This is a genomic window from Nocardia sp. 348MFTsu5.1 (assembly GCF_000383535.1).
GTDB classification, from domain to species: domain Bacteria; phylum Actinomycetota; class Actinomycetes; order Mycobacteriales; family Mycobacteriaceae; genus Williamsia; species Williamsia faeni.
The window spans coordinates 203,261-225,000 of record NZ_KB911517.1; the positions used below are offsets into that span (position 1 = coordinate 203,261).

The 21,740-nt window shown below is 63.5% G+C and carries 15 protein-coding genes; 5 read left to right on the top strand and 10 right to left on the bottom strand.

Going from position 1 to position 21,740, the window contains the following annotated elements:
* Positions 1-6: 6 nt before the first annotated feature.
* Positions 7-1,476, bottom strand: a complete 1,470-nt coding sequence (locus H290_RS0118055; protein WP_020108230.1) for a PucR family transcriptional regulator — start codon at positions 1,474-1,476, stop codon at positions 7-9.
* A gap of 172 nt (positions 1,477-1,648) precedes the next feature.
* Here H290_RS0118055 and H290_RS0118060 point away from each other — a divergent pair, with 172 nt between their 5' ends.
* From H290_RS0118060 to H290_RS0118075, 4 genes are read left to right on the top strand one after another with little or no spacing between them, the layout of a single operon-like run.
* Complete coding sequence (locus tag H290_RS0118060; protein WP_020108231.1) at positions 1,649-3,049, top strand: FAD-binding oxidoreductase; 1,401 nt, start codon at positions 1,649-1,651, stop codon at positions 3,047-3,049.
* A 34-nt stretch (positions 3,050-3,083) separates the two neighbouring features.
* Positions 3,084-3,431 (top strand): cupin domain-containing protein, encoded by a 348-nt coding sequence (locus H290_RS0118065; protein WP_020108232.1) that lies wholly within the window; start codon positions 3,084-3,086, stop codon positions 3,429-3,431.
* 21 nt (positions 3,432-3,452) lie between these two features.
* On the top strand, positions 3,453-4,949 hold the full coding sequence (locus H290_RS0118070; protein ID WP_020108233.1) for a CoA-acylating methylmalonate-semialdehyde dehydrogenase: 1,497 nt from the start codon (positions 3,453-3,455) through the stop codon (positions 4,947-4,949).
* A gap of 47 nt (positions 4,950-4,996) precedes the next feature.
* Positions 4,997-5,389: a tautomerase family protein gene (locus H290_RS0118075; RefSeq protein WP_020108234.1), complete on the top strand. Its 393-nt coding sequence runs from the start codon at positions 4,997-4,999 to the stop codon at positions 5,387-5,389.
* 116 nt (positions 5,390-5,505) lie between these two features.
* Here H290_RS0118075 and H290_RS0118080 read toward each other — a convergent pair whose 3' ends face one another.
* From H290_RS0118080 to H290_RS0118130, 6 genes are all read right to left on the bottom strand, one after another.
* Complete coding sequence (locus tag H290_RS0118080) at positions 5,506-6,342, bottom strand: peptidoglycan-binding protein (RefSeq protein ID WP_020108235.1); 837 nt, start codon at positions 6,340-6,342, stop codon at positions 5,506-5,508.
* A 105-nt stretch (positions 6,343-6,447) separates the two neighbouring features.
* Positions 6,448-8,757, bottom strand: a complete 2,310-nt coding sequence (locus H290_RS0118085) for a hypothetical protein (protein WP_155976908.1) — start codon at positions 8,755-8,757, stop codon at positions 6,448-6,450.
* Positions 8,721-10,967: a hypothetical protein gene (locus tag H290_RS30275; protein WP_051122100.1), complete on the bottom strand. Its 2,247-nt coding sequence runs from the start codon at positions 10,965-10,967 to the stop codon at positions 8,721-8,723. The genes H290_RS0118085 and H290_RS30275 overlap by 37 nt, the downstream gene beginning before the upstream one ends.
* A 3-nt stretch (positions 10,968-10,970) precedes the next feature.
* Complete coding sequence (locus H290_RS30280) at positions 10,971-14,702, bottom strand: LysM peptidoglycan-binding domain-containing protein (protein WP_020108242.1); 3,732 nt, start codon at positions 14,700-14,702, stop codon at positions 10,971-10,973.
* Positions 14,703-15,114: 412 nt separating this feature from the next.
* Entirely contained in the window at positions 15,115-15,678 is a 564-nt protein-coding gene (locus H290_RS0118125; RefSeq protein WP_231373737.1) for a hypothetical protein, read from the bottom strand.
* Between the two features lie 259 nt (positions 15,679-15,937).
* Entirely contained in the window at positions 15,938-16,810 is an 873-nt protein-coding gene (locus H290_RS0118130; protein ID WP_020108244.1) for a class I SAM-dependent methyltransferase, read from the bottom strand.
* Between the two features lie 159 nt (positions 16,811-16,969).
* Between H290_RS0118130 and H290_RS0118135 the strand changes: the two genes are divergently transcribed.
* Positions 16,970-17,677 (top strand): HAD family phosphatase, encoded by a 708-nt coding sequence (locus H290_RS0118135; protein ID WP_020108245.1) that lies wholly within the window; start codon positions 16,970-16,972, stop codon positions 17,675-17,677.
* 491 nt (positions 17,678-18,168) lie between these two features.
* Here H290_RS0118135 and H290_RS0118140 read toward each other — a convergent pair whose 3' ends face one another.
* The 3 genes from H290_RS0118140 to H290_RS0118150 form a co-directional block, all read right to left on the bottom strand.
* Positions 18,169-19,161: an adenosine deaminase gene (locus tag H290_RS0118140; RefSeq protein ID WP_020108246.1), complete on the bottom strand. Its 993-nt coding sequence runs from the start codon at positions 19,159-19,161 to the stop codon at positions 18,169-18,171.
* 101 nt (positions 19,162-19,262) lie between these two features.
* Positions 19,263-20,249 carry an LLM class F420-dependent oxidoreductase gene (locus H290_RS0118145; RefSeq protein WP_020108247.1) on the bottom strand — a complete coding sequence of 329 codons (987 nt, stop codon included), beginning with the start codon at positions 20,247-20,249 and terminating at the stop codon, positions 19,263-19,265.
* A gap of 54 nt (positions 20,250-20,303) precedes the next feature.
* Positions 20,304-21,731 carry an amino acid permease gene (locus tag H290_RS0118150; RefSeq protein ID WP_020108248.1) on the bottom strand — a complete coding sequence of 476 codons (1,428 nt, stop codon included), beginning with the start codon at positions 21,729-21,731 and terminating at the stop codon, positions 20,304-20,306.
* Positions 21,732-21,740: the final 9 nt, after the last annotated feature.

Consider the following 21,740-nt stretch of genomic DNA (forward strand, 5'->3'; position numbering starts at 1 on the left):
TCGTTGTCATTCCTGGACCAGGTCGATCAAGGGAAGGTGCGCTTGATCGACGGCTTCGAAAGCGAGCCACAGCATGGCGACCCCCTGAGTTGTCGTAGCTTTCAGACCGGTCAGTTGTTCAACCTTGCGCAGGCGATAAACGAGGGTCTGGCGATGAATTCCCAGGGCGTCGGCGCTGCGTTGCCAATTGCCGTCGTTACGCAAGAACAACCGTGCCGACTCGACGAGCTCGCCCTCATTCTCCCGGTCATACTTCAGCAGCGGACCGAGGACCTTGGTGACGAGGCGTCGGGTGTCCTCGACACTGCGTGGGAGTACCCCGGTGCTTCCGTCGAGCTCGTCATAGGTCAGCACCGGTGCAGTGTCTGACAACGCGCGCGCGGAGGCCAGTTGGGCCTGTCGAATCGATTCCGACACATCGCCGTTGACCTTCAGCGGCGCGCTCACGCCAACCACGCACCCATCCCCGAGCTTGCGTGCCAGCGCCACCAGGAGGTCCGGATCGTTGGGCGCAAGTCCGATCAATACTGATCCACGGTGGGTCAGTAGTGGGGCGCAATGCTGCAGCCGCGCATCTCGGTGAATCGTTTGATGCGACAGTGACTGGGCTCCGGGCGCCGTCCAGCACACCGCGACCACCGCGCCGCCCATACCGCGATGACGAAGTTCGGGCCACATCGCAGAGATCGGGATGGTTCCGTCGAGCAGGCCCAAGAGCAAGTCTTCCCCCGAGGCACGGAGATGATCGCGCCACACCGCATCGTGCTCGAGTTCCAACGCGATCAAACCGCCGACATGTTGCAGCAGGGCACGATCGGACGCCGGGTCCGACCGGGCTGCACGCGCAATAAGCACGTTGTCACCGACTCCGGGTATCGGTATCTGAACAGATCCGCCGGGCTCGCCCCCCGACTTGGATCGCGCCGCCTCCCGACCGCGCACAATCGACTCTTCGGCCGCGGAGTCTCGCACTTCCAACGCGAAACCCGTTGCACCCTCCAGTGCGGACACCCTGTCGACGAAATCGCCCCGAGCATGCAGCGACTGCCAGTAGACGTCGTACAGACGTGTAATCGTCGATACCCGATAGCGCTCGGACTCCACCGCACTCTCGATGACGGTGCGCGCCAGATCGACGAAGTGCAGATCGAAATCCGCTGCGAGAACGGGGAAGTTCCGTTCCTCTGCCGCCGCCAGCATCCCGGCGCTCAAAGCCGGCGCATTGGGCTCAGGAGCAACCACCAGTGCACTGACCCGACTATCGATGAGCTTGACGATCCACTCGACCTGATCCGGCTCGTCAGTCGGCAATCCTCCGCCTGTCGTCATGACCAAATCGCCGGACTCGAACCATTCCCAGGGATCAGGAAGATCGCACGCGTGGGCCCAGGTCACCAAGCGGGCTCCGCCGGCCACGCCGGCCAGATATGACAAACCCAACGACGGTACGTCCGTCAATCTGTCTACCGAGATCACCGCATCTCACCTCCTGCGCACCGGAGCTGCCGATCGTACAAATGTACAACGGCTCAGAACAAGACTATGCGGCTCGCGTATGTCGCGGCTCACATTTCTCCACAACACTCGACACCAGTGAAGGAGCGTATCTCCGCTTCTCGAGACGCTCGAAGCCGCAAGGAGGCATTCAATGGTTGTGAACGATGCACGCGCGGGAGGGAAGACCTCACAGGGAGTGCCCTTATGGCTCGACGATCGAGCGACGATCACTCGCAGGGCGCCGCTGGATTCGAACATCACCGCCGACGTCGCCATCATCGGCGCCGGATTCACCGGCCTGTGGGCCGCGTACTACCTCCTCAAAGAGAATCCCGCACTCAAAGTGATTCTCCTGGAACGTGAATACGCCGGATTCGGTGCATCCGGCCGCAACGGAGGCTGGTGTTCGGCGATCTTCCCGGTATCGCTCGGCCGAGTCGAGAAACTGTACGACCACAATGCGGCAATCGAACTCCAGCACGCGATGAACGACACCGTCGCCGAGGTCGGCCGGGTCACCGCAGCCGAAGACATCGACTGCGACTTCGCCCCGGAAGGCTTTGTCTCGCTGGCACGATCGAGAGCGCAGCTCGAACGCGCTCGAGCTCAGGTCGCCAGCGCCACCGCCTTCGGGATGCCGGGCCAATGGTCACTTCTCGACGCCGAAACCGCCTCGGAGAAGATCAACGCGGACGGAGTGCGCGGCGGCGTCTACACCCCGCACTGCGCACTGCTGCACCCAGATAAGTTGGTACTCGGGCTTGCGTCGTGGGTGGAAAGCCACGGTGGCGTCATCTACGAAGACACCGCTGTCACCGATTTCGGCCACGGCACGGCCACCACGGCAGGCGGAACGGTCACCGCGTCCGTGGTGGTCCGGGCAACCGAAGCATTCACACCCGAGTTTCCGCAATATCGCCGCAATGTCGCACCGCTGTACTCACTTGTTGTCGCCACCGAACCGCTTCCCGAAGCGACTCAGTCAGCACTGGGCCTGAACACGCGTACCGCGTTCAACGACCTGCGCAACCTGCGCATCTACGCCCACGTCACCACCGAGGGAAGACTTGTGTTCGGCGGCCGCGGTGCGCCCTACCATTTCCGGTCCGCCGTATCGCCGGAGTTCGACGTCAACACCAAGATCCACAACAAGATCGTCGCGACGATGCATGAGTTCTTCCCCTCGCTCGCCGACGTCGAGATCACTCACCGGTGGGGCGGGCCGCTCGGCGTACCCCGCGACTGGTTCCCCTCCGTCGGATACGACCGCTCGGCGAAGATGGCGTGGGCCGGACCCTATGTAGGCGACGGTGTCGCAACCAGCAATCTCGCGGGGCGCGTCCTGCGCAATCTGATCACCGGCGCCGACGGCGAGCTCAACAGACTGCCCATCGTCGATCACCGTTCCCGCAAATGGGAAGTCGAGCCATTCCGCTGGATCGGCGTCAACTCCGGATTGCAAGCCGCCACAGCAGCTGACCTCGAAGAACGCATCACCGGCCGACCCTCCAAGATCTCGGGAATGCTCGAAAAGCTCACCGGGGCGCACTGACCCACATCCATCACTCACACAGAAAGACACACCAATGCCCGCGCTCATCCACCTCCACAACACCGCGGTCACGGGCGACCTGACACCTGCAGGGCAACGACCCGGCGCCGACAGCGGGGACCCACAACTCGCGACCCTGACCGTTGAGAGCGGCACCGCTGCACAGGTCGGCATCTGGGAATGCCGACCCGGCGGCTGGCCGGTCGTGAACCGGCCGAACACCGAAACCTGCTACATCATCTCCGGCCGCGCCACACTGACCGACGACCAAACCGGCACGTCGGTCGAGATATCCCCCGGCGACTATGTGACCCTGCCTCCCGGATGGAGCGGTCGCTGGGACGTCACAGAGACATTGCGCAAGGCCTACACCATCTTCTGAAGACACAAGGACTGAAACATCATGAGCGAAACCATCATTGGACACTGGATCGACGGCAAACCATTCGCCGGAACGTCCAGCGAGACCGCACCCGTCACCAATCCGGCCACCGGCAACATCACCAGCCGGTTGACGCTGGCGAACACCGAGGACGCCCGCGCAGTCATCGATGCAGCCGCGACGGCATTCCCTGGCTGGCGCGACACCTCACTGGCCAAACGGACACAAATTCTCTTCACCTTCCGAGAACTGTTGAACGCCAAGAAGGGTGAGCTCGCCGAGATCATCACCGCTGAACACGGAAAGGTTCTGTCGGACGCTCTCGGCGAGATCAGTCGCGGCCAAGAGGTCGTCGAGTTCGCCTGCGGGATTCCGCACCTTCTCAAAGGCGGCTTCACCGAGAACGCGTCCACCAACATCGACGTCTACTCCATCCGCCAACCCCTCGGCCCCGTCGGAATCATCTCCCCCTTCAACTTTCCCGCGATGGTCCCGATGTGGTTCTTCCCTGTCGCCATCGCGGCCGGCAACACCGTAGTCCTCAAGCCCTCGGAAAAGGACCCTTCCGCCAGCATCTGGCTCGCCGAACTCTGGGAAGAAGCCGGCCTTCCGCCGGGCGTGTTCAACGTCCTGCAGGGCGACAAGCTCGCAGTTGACGAACTCCTCACGAACAAGACCATCAAAGCAATCTCCTTCGTCGGCTCCACCCCCATCGCCAAATACGTCTACTCCAACGGAACCGCAAACGGCAAACGCGTCCAGGCGCTCGGCGGCGCGAAGAATCACGCCATCGTGCTACCCGACGCAGACCTCGACCTCGCTGCGGACGCAATGGTCAACGCCGGCTTCGGCTCCGCCGGTGAACGATGCATGGCCATCTCCGCACTCGTGGCCGTCGGCGACATCGCCGACCAGCTCGTTCACAAGATCGCCGAACGCACAACACCTCTCAAGACCGGCGACGGCACTCGCGACGCCGACATGGGCCCGTTGGTGACCAAGGCCCACCGTGACAAGGTTGCCTCCTACGTCGATGCAGGTGAGGAAGCGGGCGCAACCATCGTCGTCGATGGCCGCAAGGTGATTGCTGACGGCGGCGCCGATGGCTTCTGGCTCGGACCAACACTCATCGATCACGTCACCCCCGACATGTCCATCTACACCGATGAGATCTTCGGTCCTGTCCTCTCCGTCATCCGCGTCGACAGCTACGACGAAGCGCTCGAACTGATCAACTCCAACCCGTACGGTAACGGCACGGCCATCTTCACCAACGATGGCGGAGCGGCACGTCGATTCCAGAACGAAGTCGAAGTCGGCATGGTGGGAATCAACGTACCCATCCCAGTCCCCATGGCTTACTACAGCTTTGGTGGGTGGAAGAACAGTCTGTTCGGCGACACCCACGCGCATGGCACCGAAGGTGTCCACTTCTTCACACGAGGAAAAGCGGTCACAAGTCGCTGGCTCGACCCAAGCCATGGCGGCATCAACCTCGGATTCCCGGAAAACTGCTAGCTCCGCAGTTCCACCATTCAACGGACCCAGAACGACAGGACATCTCAATGCCACTCGTCCGCATCGACATCATCGAAAACCGCCGCACTCCAGCACAAGTGAAAGTGTTGGCCGACGCGATCCAGCAGGTCATGCTCGACACCTTTGACGCTCCCGTAGGCGACCGGTACCAGGTCATCACGGAACACAAACCCGGACACATCATCGTCGAAGACAGCGGTCTCGGCTTCCAGCGATCGGTGAACATAGTCGTCGTACAGATATTCCAGCAGGGCCGCGACGAAGCAAAGAAAGTCAAGATGTACCAAGCACTCGCAGAGCGCCTAGAACAAGAGACCGGACTGTCGCCGGAAGATTTGATCATCTCGGTCACGGCGAACACCCGCGGAGACTGGTCATTCGGGCGAGGAACCGCACAATTCCTCGAAGGCCACCTCTAGACGAAGTACACCAAGATCAAGAAGCTCGTTCAAAATGAGGTGGATCTGATAGCCGGGCCCACCGGCCGCAGGCATCTGCTTCCACCGAAACGTCCATGCCAGGTCGGAATCACTCGTCAGAACATGTCGACAACCCAGACCTCCATGTCGAATTGGGGATTACCTGGATTGCTCGGATCGGCAATGCGGTGTTGCTGGATGACGGTGCCGAGGCTGAGGATGTCGGCGCGCGGGGTCGCGAACTTCTCCTGGTTCGATGCGTATGTGAAGCGACATCCACCGACCAGGGCCGACTGAGCCAGCCGCCGAATCTCGTTGAGCGTGACCGAGTTGATGGGCGCACTTCGCATACAAATATCGCTGGCGCAGCCACTGGCCAATGTCGAGGTCAACGGTCGCCCGTTGGCGTGCTGCGCTTCGGTGGCGAAGTCGGCGAAGCCGAGATAGTCGGTTTCGCCTTCACCGAAGATGTTGATCCGCATGGCGTTACCGATCGGATTGATCGGCGTGCCTCGATGCTGGGCGCGATTGTCCGCACCCGGCGCGGAGACCCGCGGTGGAGTAGGACACAGCGAATGATTGTGCGGGTCACCCGCTTCGGTCGGCGATACCAGCCCGACACTCGGCGGAGTCAGGTTCTCGAATTCGAGGACCTCGTCGTCAATGCTTCTGATCGTGCGTTTGCCGACAATGCGGTCGGCGGTCACCTGGCCGGGACCCAGAATGCCGCGCTTGTTCTTGTAGTCTTCCACCGCGTCGCCGGTGTCACCTCCGTAGACACCGTCGACCTCGAGGTCGGCTTCGTCGAGTTCGTTGAGGGCAATCTGAATCCGCCACACGTGCTCGCCGACGTCGTGAATCCCCTCTCCGATATGTGCTGGATCCGACACCAGGCAGCTCTCCAACTGCGGATCGGGGGAAGGCGAGGTGAGCAGCATGCTCTGGAGTCCCATGATGTAGTTTCCTTTCAATTGGTTGCGGTAGGTGACGGGCCGTCGAGGTCGATACCGAGGAACCGACCATGCTTATCCCCCACAGTGTTTGGCTCTACTTCCGGTTCAAAGATGCAGACTGTCGGCGTACACGATGCGGGACACACTCTGCGGTGTCACCTGCCCGGGATCGGGATCGGTCGGCAACAGTTCCCGTTCCTCCACCAGAACTCGGATGTTCGCGCCTTCGCCCGGCGTGGCCAACCGAATTGCCGGGTCCAACGGCAACTCCCCACTCCACGTTCCTGCGAACGACACCGGATCGGCACCTTCGACCACACAATCGACGCTCGTGACGGTGACCCAATCCAGGTCGGAGGTGGCGCGATCGGGACGGGTCTGCAGGCTGGCTCGGAACTTCCTGCTGTGCTGAAGTTTTGCGAGGTGTGCGGCGGTCGCATCCAGGCCCGCCGCGGCTGCCTCCGCTCCCGGTATGTCCGTGACCGCGAATGTCCCGCTGACGGTCACCCGGACCGCGCCGTCCTCGGGTCGGCTCAGGGTGCAGATCCGTTCCGGCAGGAGCTGCACGAAATCGGTGTTGGTATCAGCCGAGAAGTGACACCCGTCAATCGCATTCGGTTGGTAGCGCGCAACATTGAGCCGGACGAAAGGCCAGGCTTGGTCCTCTGCGTCGAATCGCACATCGACGAACCAGCGTCGGCGACCCTCGTCGTATTCCGGGGTGAACAGGTACCCGCTGATCGTGCTGTTCGCGGCGACCCGGCCATACGGGCGCCCGGCAGTACCCTGCAGGTCCACCTTCAGATCGAGGGCGCGCTCTTCCCAGGCGGGCAACAACGGGAGTTCGGTGGCGGTGGCCGGACCGGGTCCCTCCGCAGATGGATCCCGACCCCACAAACTGACGATGTCGCGCTGCGTCTCGGGTGTGTCGCGGGGCCCGATCATGACCGCAAGCACCTCCCCTTCACCGCTGGCCAGCCATGGCCGCTCCAACCAGATCCGCAGACCGCTGCGACGAATACGCCGGACAGCAAACGGGTGCGCCGGCTCGCGGTGTTCTTCCCAGAAGAACACCGGGAGAATTTCGTACACAACAGGTTTGGGTGGCACAACTGAGCTCAGATGGCGGAGCTGGACAACGTTACCCGCCGACTGAGCATCGTCGACGGGTGGCAGCTGGGTGGGCTCGAAGAACTCGCGGTACCGCGACGATCCCTGCAGGTGATAGTTGACCACCCGAAACTTGCCATCGGGCAACGCGTGTACGGCCGGTCGTTCCGGTACCCCCACCGGACGAGAGCCGGCGGCAGTGGAGATGGAGAATATCGACACCGTTTCCTGTTGTCCCACCTGAAATTTGGTGACCACCTCGGAACCGGTCACCGCTGCAGGCGCCGGGAGCGCGGGATCGTCGACAATCTCGGACCATGTGGCCCGCAGCTCGACATTGTCGGTGCTGGCACCGTGGATGTTGACCGTGCCGATGATCTCGGCACCAACGTTCCACGGCGTCCTGGGTGTTGTGGTCAGCGCGGTGATCGCCGGGGGCACCGCGGGCCGTGGGGTGGCGTTCACCAGCCGCAGATCCGTGCTCGGGGTCAGCCACCACAACCACCCGTCTGTCGCCGCTGCGGTCAGGATTTCACGATCGGCTTCGGATACAGCCGGATCGTGCACCGCGTGAAATCGCCACAGGCCCAACTTCTCCAGATCGTCGGAATCGACGATGGACGAAACGGCAACACCGACCTGTTCCCCCGGGGGTAGACCCACCCGGACTTCGTTTCCGTTCTGCTCCGCCGTCAGTTGGTCCGCAGTGTGGAGCACGAACCGTAGTCCCGTGATCGTGGGCCACTGACCTGGGTAGCGCAGTGTCACCGACTGGAGGATGCGCCGGTCGGCGAGATGGTGGTCGCTGCCTGCCTCGTAGAAGATCAGCGCGATGCCGCGTGCCATCGGATCGGGCAGGTACGGGACGATCAGTTCGTTGGTGTCGTGGACGACGTATTGTCCTGCTGCGGGCTGGACTTCGGGTGGGAATGGGTCGTCCTGATTGTTCCGGACACCGCGATGCTGCAACTCGTCGAGGGTGACCGCCGCGTCTGGATTCACCGTCGGCGCCGATTCCAGGGTCACCGGCCATGGCACCGGATTGGTGCGCTGTGGATCGTCGAGATCCTGGACCGTCGTGTGAAAGAGGTTGCCTCGCTCGCGCAGTGCGGTGGCGTAGGCGCGCCGTCGTGCTGCCGGGTCCCCCGAGGTCATCAAGTGGTCGAAGAGGCCGTTGTGTTCGGCTTCGATCTGGCTGGTCTTCGGCGGCAGCAGGTGACGCTCCGTGGTACTCGACCCGCCACTGTCGGTCCGGATCACCAGGCGGTTCAGCGATTCGGCGAAGGTGAATCGGCGGCGCGGCACCACGGTCGGTTCAGCGATGGGGTCCCAGCGCAGGAACGGTCGCGGTGTGGTGACCGTGTTGGGGCTGCCCGAAAGTGCGAACAGTGCCGCGAAGTCGGCGGCCGCGTACCCAAGTGCGGTCGGACCTTGAGGGTGGCCGCTGTTCGTTCGATCCGTGCCATCGCGTCATGGACACGCCCGACGAGGCCGCGAGGCGATTGCCCCGGTGCGGTCGCCGGCCTCTGCGCCATCAATAGCCCGGTGCTGTCACGGTTTTCGGTCTCCTGCCGTAACTTCTTCAGATGCGCGTCGGCCGCTGCGACCGTCGCTGCATCGATGACTGCAGGATCCGTGGTCTCGGTGGAATGCGCGACCACGTTGCCGGCCAGATCCACGCCAAGAATCCGGAACGCGTAGCGACGGCCGTACCGCAATGCGGGCAATGTCCCGGGAGCCGCTGAACTCTGCACCCTGAAGGTGCCCGGGCGGTCCTCGACCCCGTCGGTGATGACCTCACTGCCGGGATCGGCACCCTGGCCGCTGTCGTGGACGATGTTCAGCCCGGGTCGGGCCGCTGACAGACTCCAACCATCCCAGCCGGCGACAACCTCGTGCAGGTAATAGGGATTGGCCGCGGCGCCAGGGACACGACTCGGCGCCGCGCCCTGGAGCATGCCCGTGTCCGGGACGGCGCTGAGCACCACGGTCCCGTTCACGTCGACGGTCACTCGTCGTTCGTGCAGGCTGTGCCATCGGCGGGTGTGGTCGTCCCACACCTGCACCTGGAGTCCGCGGACGAGTTCGCCGAATCCGAAGCGCTGCGGCGTCGCGCCGGGGTCGGTGGCCAGGACGTCTGTCCGACGGGCCTCGGCGGCGCCCACCGTCCCCCGCACATTTGTCACCCGGCGGGTGTTGGCGATCGCAAAGCCGTTGGATCGCAGTGTTGCCGGTGCGAAGTTGCCGCCGTCACCATTGAATTCGGCGGCCTGCGCGCGGGCGACGCCACGAAGGTGTTGTTCGAGTTTGAGTCCGGCCGCGTCGGGGTCGAGGTCCAAGACCCGGTATTCCGGCAGACCGACCGTCAAGAATCCCGACTCCCAACGGGTGTCGGCGCCGGTGGTGGCCATGAATGCCTCACCGATGGTGGTGCATTCGGTCAGCGGCGACAGTAGGGTCTGCACCCCGGGGATCGTCACCTCACAGGAGATGCTGGTGGCACCTGCCAGCAACGACGGGTCCTCCAGCTTGACATCCACCACGAATCCGAGGCTGCGTGCCAGGGCCGGGGTGTTTCCGGCTGCCGCAGCCAGCGCATGGAACTCGACCTGTTGCTTGTCCGGTCGGGGTCGTTTCTCCCCGGGCGCCAGCGGCAGCGGCGCCGGTTGCTCTGGGCGACGGTAGTATTCGGCGGCGGCGTGACTGTCCAGAAGCATCTTCTGAACCGGGCTGTCGGCGCGACGGGCGACATTCGGTCCGGCCGGCCCATCGGGCGCGGCCGGATGCAGCAGACCATCCAGGTGTGCGGTCACTGCCCGATCGAAGGTCTCGAACATCGGCGGCTGACCCGCCGGCCGGTCAAGTAGCTTCCCCAGCAGTGAATCCTGCTGCGGGAACAGGGGTTCACCGTCACTGCAGTCGCAGCCGTCCCGCGTCGCCTCGGCGCGCTCTCGACCGGCCCGCTCGATATTCCGGCGGTGACCGTCCGGGTTGCGGCGGTGTTTGACGAACTCGTCGACCAGAGGTCCCGCGCCGTCGATCGTGCCGAAATATTCCAGGACTGCGGTGGCCAGTCGGCTTTCACCGACCGCGGGCGGGGTGACGGGTGACGAAAATACCGACGAGTAGTGCGCGTCGAGTCCGTGATCGGGCATCGCCGACGCCGGAAACGATCGCCAAGGCGCGCTGGACGCGAGTGTGCTGCGCGGAAACCCGGTGACCAAAGTGGTGGACGGAAACGCCGCGGCCCACGCCGCCGGGTTGATGGCCGCGGTCTGCAAGGTGCACGCCACCGGATTCGGTGAATTGTTGATGCGCAGCGCGACATTCGCGCGACTGAGCGAGCCCGGCCAATCGACGATTGCCGGGAAGTCGGCCAGCGTGCCCGCCGCCTCGGCACCCCCCGCGACAGCATCCGGGACGAGTCGGTGGGTGAAGAACAGCGAAAGGTGGTACGCCGCGCCCGCTGACACCGAATGCGGAAGGACGGTTGTCATCAGTCTGGTGGTCGCCATGGCTCAGGCCCCAATCGCAAATGCGTCGAAGTAATTGTCCCACATGTTGTTACCGCCACGTTCGGGTGGCATGATGTCCCGCAGGCTCGGGTCGCCGCGCGAGCCGGCGAGGCGCCGTTCCACGGTCACTTCGACCGATGCCGAGAAGAACAAAACCTCGACTTCGAGCACGAGACTTGCCCGCCCGACGAGTTTGCCCGTGAAGGTGTCGTATGTGAGTGACAGCTCCAGCGTCAACGATGCCGAGGCCAGACCCAATACGTCCACTTCACCGCGGATCCGGAAGTAGCCGGTCAGTTGGCCCCGCTCACCTTCGAGTCGCAGATAGATGCCGATCATCACCGACACCGACCCGGAGGCGACTCCGAAATCCAGGCTCAGGGCGGCGCCGGCTTCCAAACCCATTTCCAGGAGGACCAGGCCGGCCGGACTCAGCCGGATACCGACCCAGCCGCCGCCTCCGATGGCCATCACCGTGAGCCGGAAAGGTGCTTCCTTGCGGCAGAATCCGAAACCCACCGTCACCGCTTCGCCGATGAACGGGACATGGCAGTCAGCAAGCAACGCAATGTTTTCCAGGTTGAAGACGCCGAGCGGAATAGACGGTAGCGCTAGTTCGAACCCAGCCTTGACCCCGCCGGGTGAGATATCCACAAAGGGCGGGTCGGAGAATCCGTCGAAGGGGATGACCTGCCGAAGCTTCTCGATGAACTCGAGCGGTCCGCGGAACTCGAGTCCACCGAACACCACATCGATCTCGGGTTTGCGACCGCTTGCCACCCGAAAGCCCATGCGCGTGAACCGCATCGCCATCAACTCTGCACCCGGCAGCAAGGCGAGTTCGAAATCGGTGAGCTGGGCACTGACGTCGATGCCCGATCCGGGTGCATCCCCGGTGCGTACCTCGGCGCTGATCGTCAACCCGTTCGGGGACGGGATGAACACTCGTTGGTTGCCGGACGAGTTCTTGGGCCACGGCCCAAGTGGCGGTGTCCAGTCGAATCGCAGGACACCGGTGGATGTCGCCGTCAGCGCTTTCACCAACATCACGACGTCGGGGTTCGAGGCGACATCGATGATGTGCTGGACGGCGTTGTAGGGCTTTTCGAGCATCGCCCGGGACGCTGCGGGCAGGTGCGGGCTGGCAATCAGCACGCCCGCCGTGCTCACCCGAACCTTCAGACGATCTGCTGCGCCGATGGCGTCTGCCACCTTGCCGGCCAGCAACGCTTCGAATGCCGCCGCGAGTTCCTCGGCGGCGCCCGGTAGTTGGGTCTTCAGTGCGGCAGTGGTGTCGGCCAGCACCTGCAACTGGTCTTTGCCCGTCGCCGATGTGTCCTTGGCGATGGCGACTGCCAGATCAGCTGTCAGCGAATCGGTAGCGATGGAGAGCCGACTGACCTCCGACCGCAGACCACTCACGAGATCAAGCGCTTCGGAGACCAATTCGGGGGCCCTGTCGAGGCCCGCCCCCTGCACGATGTCAAGGAGGGAGAACAACCCGAACAGCTTGGCCCCGGCCCCACCCAGAAACGCTGCCGGATCGAACTTGCCGTTTGCCAGCGGGCTTCCGGCCGTGACGTTCTTGTCGCCGATCGCTCCCAACGTTCGCGAGAGTGCCGCAATCCCCACGTTCGGCTGGACAAATCCGCCGCCCTTGTCGCTTCCCCCGCCGAAGTCGAGGCGGGTCGGGGTGACCAGGGTCAAGAACACCTCCGCGGGGCCGCCGGCCGCGAAACCCTTTGCCGCGTAGTCATCGTCATACGTCACCGATACCGGCGCGGCGCCGCCGTTGAGTGCGCTGAGCGCCGGGACGACCAGGTCCGCCGCCGCCAACCGAGGAGCCACGATCCGGGCCGCCGCATCGGCATCTGCCTCGAATCCGAGTGATTCAGTTCGAAATGTTGTGTCGCCGGCCGTGGTCTGCGGCGCCATCGCGATGTCCTTGTCGAGAATCGCGAGCTCTGATCGCACCGTCGGTGTCCAGGCCGCGGCGGCCGCCGTCATCACCGCGGTGAACTTCGCGTCGGTGTCGACGTGCAGGAGCGGCACGAACACCAGCGGCGTCTCCATTTCGATGATTTGCTTTGCATGATCAATCGCAGACATACGCCAGCGGAAGTTGCCGAACCCCTCGACCTCCGCGACAAACGGTGCCACCCCCGCGACCGGTTTGATATCCGGCGTGACCAGCGGGCGCACCGACATCTCGGTGAACGGCATCGCAAAGGGCTTCGTACTCCCAGCTCCCCGATACGTGCGAGTCGGCTCGCGCACCACGATGAACTGCCTCTTGATCAGGGTGGCCACCGGGTTGGGTCCGGGTTTGATCTGCCGTTCGGTGATGTCGACGAGCGTCGCGGCGTGCCCGAAAGGGTACAGTAATCCTGGAATATCCACGCGCACATAGGCATCGCGTCCCATCGGTGCCAGGTGCCGGTAGGCGAGAATCCTGTTCGCCGGAGTCGGATCCCACTTCGCCGACCAGTCGATCCAGGCGCCGACCGCGCTCAGCACCAGCTTACGAACCGCCAGCGGCTCGGGTTCAACCGCAGCGCCCTGCTCATCGGTGCGGTGCGAGGTGAGCGCAACAATGTCAGCGCGGTACTCGGGCTTCAACGATCCCTCGAAAATCGGCGGTTGCCCGGGATCATCGTTGCGAGTGTGTAGTGCCCGGACAATCCGCTGGACCTGATCCTTCTGATCGATCTCGGTCAGCACACCGTCCACTTCTCGACGCACCGCGAGCCGAGTGGTCCACAGTTCGATGCGCGCTGAATCATCGAGCGCGGCATAGGGTTCGATCGGGTGGTGGAACGCACCGCGAGGGCTCGGTGACACGATCAACCGGAAGGGTGCCTCGATCGCGGTTTCCCGTTCGGTCAGCGGTGCCGGACGATCCGGCAGCTCCACGGGCGGCGCACCGTCTTCGGGCCGTGCACTCGCCGACGGTGACACGTTGAGTGCGAACAGCGGCAATGCCCGCAGCACACCGGCCGTCGAGAACTCGATCCGCGTTCCCACCGGCACGCCGAACACCACCCGGGACTCCCGCGCAGCGAAGATCTTTGAGGGCTGTCCAGCCGGCGTACCCGGGAATCGCTCTTCATAGATGTTCTGTGGCCCGAACCGCACGACGATGTGGGCGTCGTCGGCGACCGCCCGGAGATGTCGCGTCGGGTCGACCACCGGGACTTCCGGCGCCGGTCCGGGTGGCCCGGCGATCCCTGGGATGAGAAAGACCTGACCGGGAAAGATCAAGTCGGGGTTGGGTATCGCATTGGCTGCGACTATCTCCGGGTACCGGCGAGGGTCACCGTAAAACCGTGCGGCGATGTCCCAGAGTGTGTCACCGGGGACAACGGTGTACCGGACCTCCGTGGGCGGGCGCGGCGGCTCGGGCACACCGGGGCCCGCGGGTGTCTCGATCACAAACCCCACGGCGGTGCAATCGAGATCGACCAGATCGTCGGTACGCAGCAGCCGAAAGTCGATCGGTTCCGCAGGGAGCTCCGGCGGCTTGGGTTCGGTCGGCGGGTCCGGCGGTGGTGGCACCGGTGGGGTCGGCGGCGGCGCGAGGTCGGGAATGAGTAGTTGTTGCCCCGGAAATATGAGGTCGGGGTTGGGCAGATGATTGGCGTCGGCGATGACCGGGAACAGCTCGCCGCGTCCATAGAATCGGATGGCTATGTCCCAGAGGGTGTCACCGGGGACGACGGTGTAGTTGGTGGCCATCCGCACTCCGCTCCTCGCGTCTGTGGTCGGCCGAGACACCGCCGCGACCGTGATTGAAATCTACGATCACGTCAGCTGTGGGCGCACGAGTAGTCGACTACCTCAATGACTCCGTCGCAGTACCTTGATCCAATCAACGGCCACTTCGCGGCGGCCAGGTGGGCGTGGCCGTTCGGCCAATTCAATCGCCTCAACCGGAGTGTTCGCCGGGTCTGCGCTCTCAAACCGACCCGAAGTGCCGCAACTACCGCCTGCGATCGCGAATATCCACTACTCCATCGGTAATCGGCAGGCGCCCAATATTATTGACCGATCGCACGTGGAATGAACGAGCTTTCAATCCAACAGGGTGTGCCGCGCGTTGTTTGCTACATCCGGGTCTGTTGTTTGCGGTGCCAGGCAGTCAGGGGTCCTACGGCTGGCAAAAAACGCTTCCGGAAACGTCAAAGACGATTTCGCTTCCCGCGAGCCGCTGTCCGCAGACCGCTACCACGATATTGGGAAGGCCAGGCAACCCCCTGCCATACGCGAACGCCTGGGAGCCATCCGGGTAGGTGGCAATGGGCAGGTTCGAAACCGTGCTGCCTGAGACGTACACGTTGTTCCACTCACCGTGAATCGCAGCGTTGCCGTTGGTTACCACCACCAGATTGTCGTGGTCGCCGGTATACGGGTCTATGTAGTCTTTCAGGAACCCTGCCGTGCCATCGAGTGCGATCACCGTGTTCCCAGTCCTGTTCTGACCAACCGCCGTAGCCGCGGCAGGTCGGAACACGCTGATCGCCAACGCCCGGTTGTCGTTGGACGCATCGGCCTGCGCACCGGTGGCCGAGTTGTCGCCGATTCCTACCGGGTCACCGGGGCCGCCGTCGTAGGAGATACCCGGCGCCGCGCTGACTGCGCCCGCTCCGATCATCCCCGCCACACCAACTCCAACGGCCAGCGCCGAACCGACCACAATCCTGCGAACGTCCACCGTCACTCCCAACTCGTACCGATCCTGCCCGCGAGCGCGTCCACGACATCTTTTCATTCCCCCCAACGATTGTCATGGGAAACGATGGTCGCCGCGTCAGGTCGAGTTCCGCGATACGAAGCATCGTCCGCGACGGCAGGGACGCACGCAGAAGCGCTACTGCAATCCGCCGATTGTCAACGCCTTGCGCCAGCCAGACCTACGGGGACGCCGACCACGCTGGGTACGCGGAAGGTAAGCAGTAGTGCCGAAGTGTCCGTCATCCCGATGCCGGCCTGCGCGCGATCAGCAGCTGTCGTTTCGTCCTGACATACAGGTCGCTCCGGTAACGGACGTCGCTCGGTCCGCCGTCGAGAAGCCGATCGAGATGGTCGAGGTCGGCGGCGCCGAGTCGCTCGGCGACTGCGCCACGGATGCGCGTCAGGACGGCAAAGGCATACGTGCCGACCACGTCCGGCAGCGGTGGCGGAAGGTCGACCACGATCGGACGGTCCAACTCGACGACCAGGCCTGCCCGGGCCAGACGCGCTCCCCAGTCGCTGCCCATTGCGGGCATGTCCACGGTGCGGTCGACGGCGAGCAAGGTGTGGGCCTTGGCCTCCGCAGCGGCGCCCGATGCGCCGTCGGTCAGGAACCGGGGATGTCCGGTGAGCTCGACGATCGCCAGCAGACCACCTGGTCGGATCGCGGCCGCCACCTGAACGAGACTGCGGTCGGGATCAGCCAGGTGGTGCAGCGAGCCCGACGCCCACGCGAGGTCGACCAGGTCGAGCTCAGGCACGCCCTCGTCGAGGTCCGCGTGCACGGTGGTGACCCGGTCGGCGAGACCGAGGTGCTCGGCACGGCGCTGCAAGTGCTCGAGCATGTCGGTGGACCCGTCGACAGCCACTACGTGCGAGCCCGCGAAGTGCTGCAGGAGCCCGAATGTGCCTGTCCCCGTACCTGCTCCGAGATCGAGGATGCTGCGTACCGGCTCGTCGGCCAACACGGCGATGTCGGCGCGTACGGCGCTCAGCGGCCCGTCGAGAATCTCGGCGTCGAGGTCGAGAATTTGGGGCAGAGCGTAGTTCGGCTCGTGGCTGTCGCCGGCGTGCCGGTGGTTCCCGTGGGCACCGTGGTGATGGTGGCTCATGGTCGATAGCCTAGATCTTCCATCGCCCGCACCCTGTGCACCTCGACCGACCAGCTGGTCGAGCCCGAAAACGGCCACGACGTCGTCATCCGGCCACAGCCGAGTTGGGCGAGTGCTCTGCAGGTCTGAGCAGATGTGCTCTCGGGTACTCTGAATTCCGTGCTGGGCCTACCCGATTCGATCACGGTCGTGTTGTTCGACCTGGACGGCGTGCTGGCGAGTACCACCGTGGTGCACCGCGAAGCCTGGAAGCGTACGTTTGACACTTTCCTGCGCGCGCAAGCCGGCGAAGAGTACCTACCGTTCGACGAGCAGGACTATCTCGATCACATCGATGGCCGCCTGATCACCGATGGGGTACGCACGTTCCTGCGCTCGCGGCACATCGACGCGTCCGCGGAAACGGTGCAGATGATCGGCGCCGCCAAGAATGCGACATTCCTGGCCGCGCTCGCGGGCGGCGCGGTGGCGGCGTATCCGGGTTCGATCCGGTACTTGGCTGCGGTGCAGCGCCGCGGATTGCGGATCGGAGTGGTGACCTCGTCGATCAACAGCAAGGCGGTGCTGGACGCGACTGGTCTGAGCCGGTTCGTGCAGTACCGGATCGACGGCATCGAGATCTCCCGGACCGGCATGCGGGGCAAGCCCGCTCCGGATTCGTTCCTCGCCGGTGCGGCGGCGTTCGGTGCGACCCCACCTGAGACCGCGGTGTTCGAGGACGCGTTGTCGGGGGTGCAGGCCGGGCGTGCCGGCGGGTTCGGGTACGTGGTCGGGATCGACCACGTAGGGGGAAATCAGGCGGCGGCGATGCGAGTGGCCGGGGCGGACGTGGTGGTGCGCGATCTAGATGAATTGCTGACCGCCTGAGCCACGCACGGTGAGCGAAGGCGAACCGGTGGCCACGCCCGGGCACCTACCTGAATGTCTTCTACAAACAGCGAGGGCGCCGTCGCAGAATTTGAGCACCTACTCAACTGGGCTGTCACCCAGGCGATGTCCGGTTTACTTGATATCTTCTTAAACCACTCCGTACCGTGCGGCACTGATCCGCCGGCTCGACCGAACGGAAACGGTGGGTAAACAATAACTTTCGGAGATGGCCGCTCAGGCGTGTGCAGAACGCGTACGAGTGCAGCCGATACCTGGCAGGGCTGCGGGCCGGATGTTGAGCTGCTTGGATCGCAATTCGTTACCTGTACAAAGGATCTGAAGGTATGGAGTCCATCTCATCCGTCGCCCTCGAGACAAACTTCCCTCAACATCAGGCTGAAAGTTGTTGCAATCTAACGTGAATCGTCGGCCTTGTCGAATATTTGGGAAGTATTCGCGCAGAAGGCTATTGGTGTTCTCAATTGCTCTCAGAGTGTCTGCACCGCGACCGATATCTCCGCCAGCAGTTCAGCTTTGCGGGCATCATTCGCGAATGATCCGGTGACCGAGTTTCTCGCCAACGTCGCAAGATCGTCAGCATTGAGGTCGAGCGCGTCGCGGACCCCATTCAGGTTGTCGTCGACGTATCCGCCGAAATATGCGGGATCGTCAGAGTTTACGGACACGTTGAGGCCCTTGCGGAGCATTGTCCGCAGGGGGTGGTCAGAGAGCTGATCAACCGATTTCAGGCTGACATTCGACAGCGGACATACGGTCAACGGAACACGGTCCTCCACGAGCCGTTTGACGAGCGCCTCATCCTCGAGGCACCTTATTCCATGGTCGATGCGTTCGACACCGAGCAGATCCAAAGCCTCCCAAATGTATTCCGGCGGGCCCTCTTCACCTGCATGCGCGACGAGGTGCAAACCTTCGGCGCGCGCCTTCGCATACACGTCCACGAACTTCGATGGCGGGTATCCGACCTCCGCGGAGTCGAGTCCGATCCCGAGCATCGGAGTTCCGAGCGCAAGCACGTCTTCAAGGACGGACATGGCCGACGCCGCACTATGGTCGCGCAGCATCGAAACGATCAGACCGGTGCTGACACCGTGACTTTCGAGGGAGGTACTGAGCGCCGAGCTGACTCCCTCCATCACCTCTTCAAGTGCGACTCCCCTGACCAGGTGGGCTTGCGGGTCGAGGAACACCTCCGCGTGTCGTACACCGGCGAGCGCTGCTCGCGCCAGATAGGCATTGGTCATGTCGGCGAAATCGGCCGCGGTCCGCAACGTCGACATGTTGGCGTAGTACAGATCGAGAAATGACTGGAGATCCGCGAACTCGAACCGACTCCTGAGTTCATCCACGTCGGCGTAAGGCAGAGTGATCTTGTTTCGTTCGGCGAGACTGAAGATGGTCTCTGGCTCGAGGGTTCCCTCGAGATGGAGGTGAAGCTCGGCGACCGGTAGGGACGTCATTTTGCTGGTCCAATCATGTTGTACAGGTGTCGAAGTGACTGAGCAAAGTCCGGGCGTTCGGTCATCCGGAAGCCGGTCGGAGGCCGATCACTGGAAAACCGCTAGCGCGGGGCCAATGCTTTGAGCATCGCAGCGGCCTCGTCTTTGCTTCGAACCACAGGATGGATCATCGGAATGTCGACGCCGGCATCGGTGAAAGCCTCCAGCCGTTCCCGGCATTCGGCTTCGTCACCGACGATGGTGAGGTCCGCGATCAGTTCGTCGGTGACACCAGCAGCCAGATCAGCTCGGTTCCGATTCTCCCAGCCCGCCTTGATCTTCGCGGCTTCGGCTTCATATCCGCACGAGGCGAGAAAGGAGTTGTACGTCGGGGTTGCCAGATAGGGGCCTATCGACGCTCGCAAGGTCTCCAGCCCGGACGCCCTGTCGTCGGTCACGATCGTCTGCAATCGCACGACCAAAGGGAGCGGATCGGTCTTCCCCGCCCGCGCGGCACCATCTGCAACCGTCTGTTTGAACATCTGGATCGAAGAAGCCGGGATGAAGTTGCACGCCACACCATCCGCAAATTCGCCGGCTGTACCCGCCATCATCGGCCGCTGCGCACCAATCCACAGTGGGATCTCACCGGCGGACGGCACGTTCAGACGAAAGTTCTTCACACGAAGGGTATCCCCGGAGAATGTGGTCTTGGGCTCGGAGAACATTGATCGGAGCGCTTCGATGGTTTCGCGGACACGGGTGACCGGGCGTTCGAAGGGTATTCCGCACCAGTCGTCGACAATCGCCGGTGACGACGATCCGAGCCCCAGGATGAATCGATCCGGTCCAGTGACCTGACTGACCGAGGCCGCCGCCGCGGCGAGAAGCGCGGGTGGCCGGGTGAACACCGGTATGACTGCGGTCCCGATCCGCAGAGCCGCGGTGGCCGACCCAACCATGGCCGCCAGGACGAACACATCGATCGTGGCTGTATCGGCGATCCAAACATCTTCGTAGCCAAGCTGTTCCCCGAGTTGGGCGAGTTCAACGTTCTCTGCGATCGAACTGACCAAAGGCAGGCTGAAGGCCGACCGTGCTGCCGTCATCAATGAACTCCTCACGTTCACACCGACGGAAGCGATTGGGAGGCGGCGTTACCTTCAGCGGTACGGCGGCACCGGGTCGGGTTCGCCGGTCATCTTGTCCTTTTGGGCAGCGTAGACGGGAATGCCGAGTAATAGGGCGCCCCCCGCCAAAAGGAACGGAGCCCAATACACAAAGGTGCTCTGTCCGGTGTTGCGTGAGTACCAGATGAACAGAATTGAGAACACCAACGAGATGACGGCGACGACCATGTCACGCGCGAATCGTGCGCCCTGCATGGCGCGCCGGTCGGCGAGACGCCACTTCAACTGGGCCAGCGCCGAAAACCCATACGGAATGGCGGAGGTGATGCCGGTCATCAACACGAGCGTGGTGAACACGGTGGCTCCGCCAGAGCCCAGGTAGTTGACCCCCACGGCGATCGATGCCAGAACGGTGGATGAGATGATGCCGAATGCCGGTACCCCATGCTTGGTCAGTTGTTTGAACCGCACTGGGAAAAGGCCGTCTTTAGCAGCTGCGAGCGGCATCTCGGCGCAAATCATGGTCCAGCCGTTCAGCGCTCCGAAGCCCGAGACGATGACGATGATCGACATGACGTATCCGGCCCAGGAGCCACCGAACATCTCGTTGACCGCATCCGAGAACGGTGCGGTGGACTCCTGCAGCACGGAGTTCGGCAGGATGCCGAAGACGGCCGTCAGAGACAGCATGTAGACGACGGCGCAGGCGAGGGTACCGAGCACCGTGGACCGTGGAACGTTTCGGTCAGGATCGCGGACTTTGCCGGCCGCGACCGATGCGACCTCGACGCCCAAGTAGCTGAACAGTGCGATCGCCATGCCGCCGCCGATGGCTCCGATCGCGCTTTCGGTGCTGACGTTCCAGGGCGTGTAGTTGGCGCTCTTGATGAAGAACAAGCCGACGATGGCCATGAAGGCGAGTCCCGCGAACTTCAGGATGGTGGTCAAGAGCTGGACCGATCCCATGTTCTTGACGCCGGACAGGTTGATGAGCGCGGGGATCCAGAGGCCGATCAGCACCAGCAGGACCGTGAACCACTTGCTGTGGTCCGTGTTGATGAACTCCTCGACGTACAGCACCCAGCCGACGGCGATACCCGCGTTGCCGGCCCATGCGGTGATCCAGTAGGACCAAGCGTTGAAGAAGCCGACCGGGTTGCCGAATGCGACCCGTGAGTACGCGTACGGGCCGCCGTCCGCCGGGACGCGGCGCGACAGCGAAGCGAACAGCAGAGCCAGCGCGATGGCGCCCACCGTGGTGAGCCCCATCGAAACCAAGGTGATCGGTCCGTAGCCGGACAGCGACGTCGGCAGATTGAATATTCCGACGCCGATGATGCTGCCCATGATGAGCGCGATCGCCGTCGGCGGGCCGAAACTGCCCTTGTCGGATCCAGCCGCGGACTCTTCGGGCCGAGGCGCGAGAACGTCTCCGCTCGGATCGGATGGCACGTCAGCCATGGCTCATCC